This is a genomic window from Pseudomonas sp. BJP69 (genome assembly GCF_007633355.1).
GTDB lineage: Bacteria > Pseudomonadota > Gammaproteobacteria > Pseudomonadales > Pseudomonadaceae > Aquipseudomonas > Aquipseudomonas juntendi.
This window is the reverse complement of record NZ_CP041933.1, coordinates 1269559-1280845: the sequence shown is the minus strand read 5'-3', so window position 1 is coordinate 1280845 and position 11287 is coordinate 1269559. Positions and strand designations below refer to the sequence as shown.

Here is an 11287-nt window from a genome sequence, read left to right as displayed (position 1 = left end):
GGCAGGGCAAAGCCCCTGCCACCACGCCGAGCAGAATGCTGGCCAGATCCACTGTCATGCTTACCCCGAACGCGCTGTGCAAATTGGCTGCAGCTTATCAGCCTTCAACCCGCAAACCACTGCCCCAGCAGCCGCTGCGCTTCCTGCGAACCTTGCCCCGCCGCAAGCTCCAGCCAGTAACGCGCCTGCGCCGGCGCGTTGTGCTGGCACAACCGCGCGTATTCCAGCTGCGCCCGCCGGTCCCCGGCCCGCGCTGCCTGGCGCAGTAACTCATGGCCAATACGCCGGTCACGGGCATTGCCGCAATCCCGGCACAGCATTTGCCCAAGCCGGCTTTGCGCCACCACCACACCCTGGCGGGCCGGCTGCTTCAGCAGGCGGCCCACCAGATGCTTGACCTGGGGCTTGTCACCGAGGCGCGGGCTATCGAGCAGCCACAAGGCCACTTTCAAGCTGAACCGCTTGGCGTCAGGGGGTGATGTAGGGGCGGCGGAGTTGGCGAGGTGTTTACTGCGGAACTTCATGGCAACACGTCAGGCAATGCGAAAGGCGCGCCACTGTACGCTTTTTTTTTCGCCATGGCCTGTCGAATCCGGAACAATGAAAAAAATTTTAAATGATCTTTTCTTGACGTTCGCCGGCGAATGGTTGGGCTAGTCGCCCAGGCTTCGCGATTGTCGGACAGCTCGGCGCGTAGCTGATACGCCCGTGCTAGAGCAAGTGCCGGGGACAATCCACAGTTCCTGTGGATAACTCGGTGGACAACCCTATGACACACCCCGCAAACCCCCGTAAACTGTGGGCTTCAGTCAAACTGACGATTTTTTCACCAGCTGAAAATAGTGTTTTTTTTCATTGACTTAACCACGCAGTCAAGGCATTGGCGAAGTCGGCAGGGGTTGTTGCGGTGCTGTTACAAGCCCTGCACCGAATGTGAACAAATGCACCGTGAGCCCTCTTTTGAATGCACGCAATGGGCACATCCGTGGCGATACGGGCCATTTGCACCCTCTTCCCAGCCTGGCAAATTCAGGCCATACTGCTCGGCTACCCAATACTGACACGGTGCTTGCCAAGCGCACTCATTCAATGTACAGTCCGCCTCGTTAGTACCAAGCTGAAAGTCAATTCTGGCCCAATGTCCTTGCAGTCGCCCACCTCCCAAGTGCGGCCCTGCTGAAACCAGGACCGGCCCATTCGATGATTCACTCGCCAGCCACAGGCTGGTCAGGCACGAATCACCCGACAGATTGATCAGGATCCCATCCCGATGGCCGCGAACCTTGGCCTCGGCGTGCTGCCTGCCTTCTGAAGTACCTACCAGTCAGCCCAAGCGCCCACATTTGATTGCGCCCCCTCTGGCTGCCCTGTTCCAGTCAGGTTCGCTCGTCCCTTAATAATGGCGTCACTGGAACGTTTCTATCATGCACGGATCATACTCCCCGTGTTTAAAGCAGGAACATCCAACAATATGCAAACCCATCATCAGATTCAGGCTGCCATTGGCACCCTTTCCCAGGCCTTCTCGCCGTTGAAGTGCCTTATCGTTGCCCCACGCAAAGGCAGCTTCAGCTTTACCCTGGTAGACGAACACGGCGTCGCCTGCCACACCGAGCGCCTGTACCCTGAACAGTACAGCCGCAATGAACCCTTGCAGGCAGTCATTGCAAGGACTCGCCAGTCGCTCACCGCGTGAGCGGCGAATGCTGCAGTATTCATACGCTGAATCATGCCATCGTCTACCTGCCTGAACGTTCACGGCGTAATTGCCTTAGGGCATATACCCCGCAACGTCAGGCAGCAATCGATTTAAAAACAGCTCTTTACACCACGATTATCACACTACACTTCAACTCGAGCGGTACTTGCCGCTTCCGGCGGGCCTGACTCCTTCACCAGCTGCCAAGCTCCAGCGCCCGTCCGGCCCTTTACTGTTCGAGGGCATCATGGGTATTGCGGCGAATGAATTGTGTCAGTATGTGATACGGCCCACCCTGGTTTACCTGAACCGTCACTGCGCCAGCGCTGAAGCCTTGTTACTGGGCATTGCCGCCAGCCAGTCGGCACTTGGGGCTGCCTTGCACGACCGACGCGGGCACGGCCTCTACCGCATAGGCGAACACCGCCACCAAGCGCTGTGGGACAACTACCTGGCCCGTGATCCCGACCTGGCCAGCCTGGTGCGGGGCCTGGCGAGCCAGCATGCCTTCCTGGGCGGCCCGCACCTCGAGCTTACGGTCAACCTGCGATACTCCACGGCCATTGCCTGGATGCTCGTCGAAGAGCACGCCATGCCCTTGCCCGCCGCTGACGATTTACTGGCACTGGCGCGCATATGGCGTCAGATTTTCTACCCCCAAGGCCGCTTGCGCGACTTCACTCATGCTTGGCACACCTGCGTGGATCAAAGATTGCCCCAGGCATCTTGAGAAGCGCCCTACATCAAAGCCGGAAAAAAGGGAATTTTGGTCGGATTGTCCTACAAAACCGCTCTAACTCCTGCGATTCAGGCTATAGCGCGGCGCGTCATTTGTTGGTAGCTTTTCGCCCCGGAGATCCCAAGGAGTTTTCTAATAATGAAAAAAGTAATGCTCAAAACCTCCCTCGGCGTAGCCGTTGCTCTTGCATCCAGCCAACTGCTCGCCAGCGGCTTTGCATTGAACGAACAGAGCATCAGCAGCATGGGGACAGGTTTCGCGGGACGTTCTTCTTCTGCCGAAGATGCCAGCACCGTGTTTGGCAACCCGGCCGGCATGTCCCGCCTCAAACGTGAACAGTTCACCGTGGGCGGCGCAGCCGTCATCGCCAAAACCGACATTTCCGGGCCAGGCAGCAACCTCGGGGGGGAAACCGATGGTGACATGGTGCCGGTCGTTGGCGTGCCCATGGGCTACTACGTCAAACCTATCGACGACCACTGGAGCGTCGGCTTCGGTGTCTATGTGCCGTTCGGCCTGGTAACCGACTACGGCAGCGATGATGCTGCGCGCTACTGGGGCAAAAAGAGCCACGTTGAGGTCGTCACCTTCCAGCCTACCGTCAGCTACGCCTTCAACGACAAGGTCTCGATCGGTTTTGGTCCAACCATCAACCGCATCAAGGGTGAACTGGGCTCCAGCCTGATCAACCCGTTAACCCCGGGCCGCAACGATGGTGAAGTGAAAATCAAGGGTGACGATACTGCCGTTGGTTACAACATCGGCCTTATGGTGCAGGCCACCGACCGCACCCGCGTCGGCCTGACCTACCACTCGATGGTCGACTACAAGCTGGAAGGCAAGACCCGCGTCAGCACCCCGCTGATCGGGCCGTTCAACGGCAACAAGTTCGATGCCAGCCTGAAGATCAAGACGCCGGAATCGGTCGACCTTTCGGTTACCCACGAACTCGATGACCAGTGGACCCTGTACGCGGGCAGCACCTGGACGCGCTGGAGCCGCCTGGAAAACATCACCGTGCAGAACGATGTGCCTGCGCCACTGGCAGGTTCGGCATTCCAGACCATCACCGAAGAGCAGAACTGGCACGACACCTGGGCACACGCCATTGGTGCATCGTACAAGGTCAACAAGGAGTGGGTACTGCGTACCGGCTTTACCGTTGACCAGTCGCCAACCAACAACCACGACCGTTCGCCGCGCATCCCGACAGGTGATCGCAAGGTGTTCAGCCTGGGCGCAGGCTGGAGCCCGAATGACGACATGACCATTGACGTGGCCTATTCCTACCTCTGGGAAGAAGACACCAAGGCCAACCAGGTCAGCGCAACCAAGGGCAGCTACCAGGCCAAGTACGAGAACAGCGCGCACGGTGTCGGTGCGTCGCTTACCTATCGTTTCTGACGGTACGCGCTACCTGAAAAAACCGCCCTCGCGGTTGATGCCTGTCAGTTAAGCGTTACTGGGGCTGCTTTGCAGCCCTTCGCGGGCACGCCCGCTCCCACAGGTTTGGCGCTGAACTCAAGAAAAGCGCGATCCCCTGTGGGAGCGGGCGTGCCCGCGAAGGGTCGCAAAGCGGCCCCAAATTACTTAACTGACTGGCATTACCCTCGTGGCGGTTTTTTCACGTCTGGACTTGCCAGGTGTCAGCCAGGTGTTCACGCAGGTACGCCATGAACACGCGCACCGCAGGCGTCATGGCAAAGCGGTCTGCCAACCAACAACCACGACCGTTCGCCGCGCATCCAGGTGATCGCAAGGTGTTCAGCCTGGGCGCAGGCTGGAGCCCGAATGATGACATGACCATTGACGTGGCGTATTCCTACCTTTGGGAAGAAGACACCAAGGTCAACCAGGTCAGCGCAACCAAGGGCAGCTACCAGGCCAAGTACGAGAACAGCGCGCACGGTGTCGGTGCGTCGCTTACCTATCGTTTCTGACGGTACGCGCTGCCTGAAAAAAACCGCCCTCGCGGTTAATGCCTGTCAGTTAAGCGTTAGTGGGGCTGCTTTGCAGCCCTTCGCGGGCACGCCCGCTCCCACACGTTTGGCGCTGAACTCAAGAAAGCGCGATTCCCTGTGGAAGCGGGCGTGCCCGCGAAGGGTCGCAAAGCGGCCCCAAATTACTTAACTGACTGGCATTACCCTCGTGGCGGTTTTTTCACGTCTGGACCTGCCAGGTGTCAGCCAGGTGTTCACGCAGGTACGCCGTGAACACGCGCACAGCAGGCGTCATGGCAAAGCGGTCTGCCAGGCACAGGTAGATGTCCATCGGCTCGGTCTGGGCGTATGCCTGGCCGTTGTCGCTGTATTCGAACAACGGCACCAGCGCACCTGAAGCCAGATGTGGCCGCACGATGAATTCGGCCAGGCGGGTAATACCACCATCATGCACGGCCATGTGGGTCAGCGCATCGATGTCGTCACTGATGAGCACGTTGCCGAACACCGGCTCGAAGCGCAGCCCGTCGCGCATGAACCCCCAACGTAGCAGGCGGCCGTCCACCGGGTAGCGGAACACCAGGCACCGGTGATCCCGCAGGGCCTCAGGCGTGCTCGGTAGGCCGGCGCTTCGCAAGTAGCCGGGTGAGGCGCAGCAAATGAACGGGATACGGGCGATGTGCCGGGCCAGCAGCTGCTCTTCCAGCTGCGGGGTGATGCGCAGGCTCACATCGACATCTTCACGGGCATGGTTGACGCGGCGATCGGTCGTTACCAATTCTATCGAAAGCATTGGGTAGCGGGCGCTGAAAGCGGGTATCAGGGGAGCCACTACATGGCGACCGAACGCCGAGGTCGAAGCAATGCACAGTCGGCCTTGGGGTTCACTGTCTGGGGTGGTGATGGCCTGCTCGGCTTCGGCAAGATCACGTTCGATATGACTGACACGTTGGTAGTACTGGTTGCCTGCGGGTGTCAGGGACATGCTACGGGTTGTGCGGGTAAGCAGGCGCACCTGCAGGTGGCTTTCCAGGCGGGCGAGGTTCTGGCTGACCGCTGCCGGGGTGAGGCCGAGGTTACGGGCGCCAGCGGCAATGCTGCCGGCTTCGACGACCTTGATGAAGCAACGGATGGCGTTGAGCAGGTCCATGTAGTGGCCCTTGATTCGTAAGCATCTCTTTATAAAGAACTCAGTATTGCTGGTCTACTGCTGCCATTGCGAGGGTTGCTAGCCTGCGGCTTCACTTAACTTCAAGGAGTACGCATGAACGATCTGTCCCCCACACGCAGCCGCCGCAAATTGCACCCCGCCGCCACGCCCTATGTTTTCGCGTTCTACATGTCTTCGATCATGGCGTTATTGATGAGCTTTGTTATTACAGCAGCGAACGCTGGCGTTACCCCGGACTACCTGAGCAATGTATTGAAGGCCTATCAGTTGGCGATGCCGGTGGCGTTTGTCTGTGTATTGATGGTGAGGCCGGTGGTTGTACGGCTGGTGGCGATCACGGTGCATGCCAAGTGAGGTCGCCTACCGCTGGCACAGGTGGCGCTGGCCCACCTCTTCAAACCCCGCACAGCTTTTGATCTGGCTTTTGATCTGGCTGTTGATCTGGCTGTTGATCTTGATCTTGATCTTCGCGACTTCAGGAGGCCGAGCGGAGGGCATGCGGAGGGAGGTGACGGGCATGGATGCCCGTCAAGCGCTGAGGCCCCAGGGATGGGGCCTGCAGCGCGTACTCCCGGGAGCATGCCCGTAGCGAGGGAACCCCGGAGCGCAGCGCAGGGGCCGGATGACGGGAGCGCAGCGTTTTTTGGTTACTTTTTGTCGCGTCTGACAAAAAGTGACTCGCCGTAAGGGCGAAAAGGTGACTACGCGTCGCTATCGCAGCTGGAGTTATCACGCCACCAAAAACCAGCGCCCAGGATTTCAAGCTCTGCAACAATGTGGGCGTTGAAACCGCATAGGTATTCGTTCGCGTAGGCGGCCCCGAGTCACCTTTCCGCCCTTACGGCGGGTTACTTTGGTCTTGGCCAAAGTAACCAAAGCCGCCCGCTCCCGTCATCCGGCCCCTACGCTTCGCTCCGGGGTCCCCTCGCTACGGGCATGCTCCCGGGAGTACGCGCTGCAGGCCCCGTTCCTGGGGCCTCAGCGCTTGACGGGCATCCATGCCCGTCACCTCCCTCCGCATGCCCTTCGCTCGGCCTCCTGAAGTCGCAATCTGCGTCGCCTGTGCTACCGCGCGCTTAGAAGCAAAAGCAAAAAGCAGAAGCAACAGCAGCGCTTTAGTGGGTTTCGCACCACGCAACCAGACCCCGCACAGCCTTTGATCTGGCTGTTGATGTTGATCTTGATCTTGATCTTGATCTTGATCTTGATCTTGATCTTGATCTTGATCTTGATCTTGATCTTCGCGACTTCAGGAGGCCGAGCGGAGGGCATGCGGAGGGAGGTGACGGGCATGGATGCCCGTCAAGCGCTGAGGCCCCAGGGACGGGGCCTGCAGCGCGTACTCCCGGGAGCATGCCCGTAGCGAGGGAACCCCGGAGCGCAGCGCAGGGGCCGGATGACGGGAGCGCAGCGTTTTTTGGTTACTTTTTGTCGCGTCTGACAAAAAGTGACTCGCCGTAAGGGCGAAAAGGTGACTATGCGTCGCTATCGCAGCTGGAGTTTTCGCGCCACCAAAAACCAGCGCCCAGGATTTCAAGCTCTGCAACAATGTGGGCGTTGAAACCGCATAGGTATTCGTTCGCGTAGGCGGCGCCGAGTCACCTTTCCGCCCTTACGGCGGGTTACTTTGGTCTTGGCCAAAGTAACCAAAGCCGCCCGCTCCCGTCATCCGGCCCCTCCGCTTCGCTCCGGGGTCCCCTCGCTACGGGCATGCTCCCGGGAGTACGCGCTGCAGGCCCCGTCCCTGGGGCCTCAGCGCTTGACGGGCATCCATGCCCGTCACCTCCCTCCGCATGCCCTTCGCTCGGCCTCCTGAAGTCGCAATCTGCGTCGCCTGTGCTACCGCGCGCTTAGAAGCAAAAGCAAAAAGCAGAAGCAACAGCAGCGCTTTAGTGGGTTTCGCACCACGCAACCAGACCCCGCACAGCCTTTGATCTGGCTGTTGATCTTGATCTTGATCTTGATCTTGATCTTGATCTTGATCTTGATCTTGATCTTCGCGACTTCAGGAGGCCGAGCGGAGGGCATGCGGAGGGAGGTGACGGGCATGGATGCCCGTCAAGCGCTGAGGCCCCAGGGATGGGGCCTGCAGCGCGTACTCCCGGGAGCATGCCCGTAGCGAGGGAACCCCGGAGCGCAGCGCAGGGGCCGGATGACGGGAGCGCAGCGTTTTTTGGTTACTTTTTGTCGCGTCTGACAAAAAGTGACTCGCCGTAAGGGCGAAAAGGTGACTATGCGTCGCTATCGCAGCTGAAGTTTTCGCGCCACCAAAACCAGTGCCAAAAAGCTTTCAAGCTTTCAAGCTACGCAATAACCCCCCATCACTGCGAAGCAATAGCCTTCTCGATAGCCGCCCGGAACGCCGGATCATCCGGCTTGGTCAGGCTGGAAAAATTACCAATCACCTTGCCCTTGCGATCAACCACATATTTGTAGAAATTCCACTTCGGCGCACTGCTCTGGTTGGCCAATTCAACGAACAACGGAATCGCATCCTTGCCCCGAACCGGCTGGGCCTTGGTCATGGTGAACGTCACACCGTAGTTGGCATAGCACACCTTGGCCGTCTTATCGCTATCGGCGTCTTCCTGCTTGAAGTCATTGGACGGCACACCCAACATCTCCAGGCCCTGTTCGTGATACGCCTTGTACGTTGCTTCAAGCCCCTCGAACTGCGGCGCAAAACCACAGTAACTGGCGGTGTTCACCACCACCAGAGGCTTACCGGCAAACCGCTCGCACAGCTCGATCTGCCCCTTGCCCCGCAATTCCGGCAAGCTGCCCTGCAACAACGCAGGGCAATCGGCCGCCCAGCTCGACGCACTGGCCAGCAAGCCCAGCACCGTCACCGTCAACCCCTGTATACGCATGTCTGTTGCTCCCGCAATCTGGACTGCCCCCAAGAAGTTGGACACCAATCCAATTTCTTGGGGTGTCCATATGAGCAAGTACTCAGACCAATTCAAGCTTACAGCCGTTCATGCCTACCTGGAGGGTGGTGAAGGTTTCCGAAAAGTAGCCCAGCGACTTGCAGTGGACTTCAGCCTGCTGCGGCGCTGGGTCTCCAGCTTCCAGAAACATGGCCAGTTCAGTCTGCGTAAACCAGGCCAGCGGTACAGTGCGACCTACAAGCGCTCAGTCCTTGAGTACATGCACAAGCATCAGCTTTCCTTGCGCCAGACCGCCGCCCATTTTGGTCTTGGTCAGTCTTCGCAGATAGGCATTTGGGCGCGGCAGTACTACAGTGGAAGTCCGGCTTCGCCTGCTCCCAAGAGAAGAAAACCTGCTGCCATGTCGAAAAAGCCTTACCCCATCAAACCCACAACCTCTGATGACACCGATAAAAGCCGCGACCAGTTGCTGGCTGAGCTTGAATGGCTGCGCATGGAGAACGCTTACCTAAAAAAGCTGGAAGAGTTGAAGAAGCAGGAGCGAAGGCAGCCCAAAAAACCCTGATCGTGTCTGCGCTCAAGGACAGGTTTCCTTTGGCCGCTGTTCTGGAGTTGGCGGATCTGCCGCGCAGTACGTTCTATTACCAGCTTCAAGCGCAGGCCAAACCTGATAAGCATGCTGCTCTGAAGCAGATGATTCAGCGTGTCTATCACGAGGAAAAAGGGCTTTACGGTTACCGGCGCGTTGCGATCGTGATCCGCAATGGCGGGACCTTGGTTAACAAAAAAGTGGTGGAGCGTTTGATGATCGAGCTTGATCTTCGCTCACTCGTGCGGCCGAAAAAATATCGGTCGTACAAGGGAGTCGTCGGCACCATCGCGCCCAACCTGCTGGAGCGAAACTTTATCGCCCAGCGCCCGAATCAGAAGTGGGTGACCGATGTGACCGAGTTCAAAGTGGCTCAGGAAAAAGTCTACCTCTCCCCCGTGATGGACTTGTACAACGCCGAAATTGTGGCCTACGAAGTGGCCAGCAGGCCATGCCTTGGGCTGGTTACCAACATGCTGGGCAAGGCCTTCAAGCGCCTGGGAAACAAGCCGAAACTGGTACTCCACTCGGATCAAGGCTGGCACTACCAACACTCGCAGTACCGCCACAAGCTGGCCGAGCAAGGGGTGAAGCAGAGCATGTCACGCAAAGGAAACTGCTTGGATAATGCGGCTATGGAGAGCTTTTTTGGTACGCTTAAGTCCGAATTTTTCTACCCGCAGCGCTTCAAGAGCGTTGAAGAACTGAAATCCGGTCTGGATGAGTACATCCACTACTACAACCATGACCGCATCAAGCTAAAGCTCAATGGCATGAGCCCTGTGAAATACAGGGCTCATGCTGCAGGGGCTGCTAGCTGAAACTGTCCAACTTATTGGGGGCAGTCCAATCCAAGCCTTGAGCTTGCAGGGTAGCGCCTAACAGACGCTCATGCCCAACTGCATCAACGCCAAGCCCCCGCGGTGCCAGCCCCACCACACCAGCGCCAGCAGCAATAACCCGGCAACAGCCAGCAGCCCGCGAACCCAATGGCGGCTCACGCTGCCTGCGCCTGCAAACGGGCGACCGGGCGTTCGCGCACCGGCCAGTTCAGGGCGGCAGCCAACACGCTGAGCAGGATGGAGATCTGCCACACCAGGTCATAGCTGCCCGTGCGGTCGTACACCACCCCACCCAGCCAGCCCCCCAGGAACGCACCCAGCTGGTGGAACAGGAACACGATACCGCCCAGCATGGAAAGGTTGCGCACCCCGAACACCGTCGCCACGGTGCCATTGGTCAGCGGCACGGTAGACAACCACAGCAGCCCCATGGCGATACCGAACAGGTAGGCACTGAACTGAGTCACCGGCGCCCACAGGAACAGCACGATCACCACCGCCCGCAGCAGGTAAAGCCCGGTCAGCAAGCGCGGTTTGGACATGCGCCCACCCAGCCAGCCAGCCGTGAAGGTGCCGACAATATTGAACAGCCCAACCAGCGCCAGCACCGTGGTACCGGTACTCGCGGGCAGATGCTGGTCAACCAGGTAGGCCGGCAGGTGCACGCCGATGAACACCACCTGGAAACCGCAGACGAAGAAGCCCAACGCCAGGAGCCAGAACCCAGGGTGCGAACACGCCTCACGCAACGCCTGGCCCAGCGTCTGCTCGGCACCATGGCTGGGCAATGGGCGGTCGCGCAGCAGGCCCACAAAAGGCACGATGAATGCCACCAGCAGCCCCAATACCAACAGGGCCGCCGACCAACCCAGCCACTGGATGAGGCCCAGGGTGCCCGGCAACATGGCGAACTGGCCGAACGAGCCTGCGGCGCTGGCGATGCCCATGGCCATGCTGCGTTTTTCGGCCGGCACAGCCCGCCCGACCACACCGAGGATCACCGAAAACGAAGTGCCGGAGAGGCCGATACCAATCAGCAAGCCCGCACTCAGCGACAACGACCAGGCCGAGTCGGCCGTACCCATCAGGATCAACCCCACGGCATAAAGAATACCGCCGATGATCACCACCCGTGCCGCGCCCAGGCGGTCGGCCAACGCGCCGGCAAAGGGTTGCGCCAGCCCCCAGATCAGGTTCTGCAAGGCAATGGCGAAGGCAAACACCTCACGGCCCCAGCCAAAATCGGCGCTCATGGGCGCCAGGAACAGGCCGAAACCGTGCCGTACACCCAATGACAACGCCAGAATCAACGCTGCCCCCACCAATACCCACCCGCTGGTTCGCCACACCGAAGTCATTATCGTTATCTCCAGCACATCGCAAGGTTTACGGGTATATACCCGCTTATGGTCGTAT

General features: G+C 59.1%; 12 protein-coding genes and 1 pseudogene. 6 read left to right on the top strand and 7 right to left on the bottom strand.

Annotated features, from left to right (window positions below; translation table 11 throughout):
* Positions 1–104: 104 nt before the first annotated feature.
* Positions 105–524, bottom strand: a complete 420-nt coding sequence (locus tag FPB55_RS06010; RefSeq protein WP_144187739.1) for a sel1 repeat family protein — start codon at positions 522–524, stop codon at positions 105–107.
* Between the two features lie 947 nt (positions 525–1471).
* Between FPB55_RS06010 and FPB55_RS06005 the strand changes: the two genes are divergently transcribed.
* From FPB55_RS06005 to FPB55_RS05990, 4 genes and pseudogenes are all read left to right on the top strand, one after another.
* Positions 1472–1696, top strand: coding sequence for a hypothetical protein (locus tag FPB55_RS06005; protein WP_009686213.1), 225 nt, complete (start codon positions 1472–1474; stop codon positions 1694–1696).
* A 250-nt stretch (positions 1697–1946) separates the two neighbouring features.
* The gene (locus FPB55_RS06000; RefSeq protein WP_029886692.1) at positions 1947–2429 is read left to right on the top strand and encodes a hypothetical protein; all 483 of its coding nucleotides are present in this window, start codon (positions 1947–1949) and stop codon (positions 2427–2429) included.
* A 147-nt stretch (positions 2430–2576) separates the two neighbouring features.
* Complete coding sequence (locus tag FPB55_RS05995; protein ID WP_144187737.1) at positions 2577–3842, top strand: outer membrane protein transport protein; 1266 nt, start codon at positions 2577–2579, stop codon at positions 3840–3842.
* 297 nt (positions 3843–4139) lie between these two features.
* Positions 4140–4378, top strand: a pseudogene (locus FPB55_RS05990) (outer membrane protein transport protein); the annotation flags it as partial.
* A 220-nt stretch (positions 4379–4598) separates the two neighbouring features.
* Here FPB55_RS05990 and FPB55_RS05985 read toward each other — a convergent pair.
* Entirely contained in the window at positions 4599–5528 is a 930-nt protein-coding gene (locus tag FPB55_RS05985; protein ID WP_115293522.1) for a LysR family transcriptional regulator, read from the bottom strand.
* A 114-nt stretch (positions 5529–5642) separates the two neighbouring features.
* Here FPB55_RS05985 and FPB55_RS05980 point away from each other — a divergent pair, with 114 nt between their 5' ends.
* A complete protein-coding gene (locus FPB55_RS05980) occupies positions 5643–5903 on the top strand; it encodes a DUF2798 domain-containing protein (protein WP_144187735.1) in 261 nt (86 codons plus the stop codon).
* Between the two features lie 711 nt (positions 5904–6614).
* On the opposite strand, the gene FPB55_RS05975 is transcribed toward FPB55_RS05980, so the two are convergent.
* The 3 genes from FPB55_RS05975 to FPB55_RS05965 form a co-directional block, all read right to left on the bottom strand.
* Positions 6615–6842, bottom strand: a complete 228-nt coding sequence (locus FPB55_RS05975) for a hypothetical protein (RefSeq protein ID WP_144187733.1) — start codon at positions 6840–6842, stop codon at positions 6615–6617.
* A 546-nt stretch (positions 6843–7388) separates the two neighbouring features.
* Positions 7389–7598: a hypothetical protein gene (locus FPB55_RS26475; RefSeq protein ID WP_144187731.1), complete on the bottom strand. Its 210-nt coding sequence runs from the start codon at positions 7596–7598 to the stop codon at positions 7389–7391.
* Between the two features lie 272 nt (positions 7599–7870).
* Positions 7871–8419 carry a glutathione peroxidase gene (locus FPB55_RS05965; RefSeq protein ID WP_009686207.1) on the bottom strand — a complete coding sequence of 183 codons (549 nt, stop codon included), beginning with the start codon at positions 8417–8419 and terminating at the stop codon, positions 7871–7873.
* A gap of 70 nt (positions 8420–8489) precedes the next feature.
* Here FPB55_RS05965 and FPB55_RS05960 point away from each other — a divergent pair.
* A protein-coding gene (locus tag FPB55_RS05960; protein ID WP_238706607.1) for an IS3 family transposase occupies positions 8490–9850 on the top strand; the annotation gives its coding sequence in 2 pieces (ribosomal slippage) (positions 8490–8958 and positions 8958–9850; 1362 coding nt in all).
* A gap of 57 nt (positions 9851–9907) precedes the next feature.
* On the opposite strand, the gene FPB55_RS26815 is transcribed toward FPB55_RS05960, so the two are convergent.
* On the bottom strand, positions 9908–10030 hold the full coding sequence (locus FPB55_RS26815) for a hypothetical protein (protein WP_256222161.1): 123 nt from the start codon (positions 10028–10030) through the stop codon (positions 9908–9910).
* Positions 10027–11220 carry an MFS transporter gene (locus FPB55_RS05955; protein ID WP_173891656.1) on the bottom strand — a complete coding sequence of 398 codons (1194 nt, stop codon included), beginning with the start codon at positions 11218–11220 and terminating at the stop codon, positions 10027–10029. Before FPB55_RS05955 ends, FPB55_RS26815 begins: the two co-directional genes overlap by 4 nt.
* Between the last annotated feature and the right edge of the window lie 67 nt (positions 11221–11287).

Excerpts from the sequence above, each read along its gene's own strand:
- FPB55_RS06005 (WP_009686213.1), top strand. The coding sequence starts at position 1,472 with ATGCAAACCCATCATCAGATTCAGGCTGCCATTGGCACCCTTTCCCAG.
- FPB55_RS05995 (WP_144187737.1), top strand. The coding sequence starts at position 2,577 with ATGAAAAAAGTAATGCTCAAAACCTCCCTCGGCGTAGCCGTTGCTCTT.
- FPB55_RS06010 (WP_144187739.1), bottom strand. The coding sequence starts at position 524 with ATGAAGTTCCGCAGTAAACACCTCGCCAACTCCGCCGCCCCTACATCA.
- FPB55_RS06000 (WP_029886692.1), top strand. The coding sequence starts at position 1,947 with ATGGGTATTGCGGCGAATGAATTGTGTCAGTATGTGATACGGCCCACC.
- FPB55_RS05975 (WP_144187733.1), bottom strand. The coding sequence starts at position 6,842 with ATGCCCGTCACCTCCCTCCGCATGCCCTCCGCTCGGCCTCCTGAAGTC.
- FPB55_RS05985 (WP_115293522.1), bottom strand. The coding sequence starts at position 5,528 with ATGGACCTGCTCAACGCCATCCGTTGCTTCATCAAGGTCGTCGAAGCC.
- FPB55_RS05965 (WP_009686207.1), bottom strand. The coding sequence starts at position 8,419 with ATGCGTATACAGGGGTTGACGGTGACGGTGCTGGGCTTGCTGGCCAGT.
- FPB55_RS05980 (WP_144187735.1), top strand. The coding sequence starts at position 5,643 with ATGAACGATCTGTCCCCCACACGCAGCCGCCGCAAATTGCACCCCGCC.
- FPB55_RS26475 (WP_144187731.1), bottom strand. The coding sequence starts at position 7,598 with ATGCCCGTCACCTCCCTCCGCATGCCCTCCGCTCGGCCTCCTGAAGTC.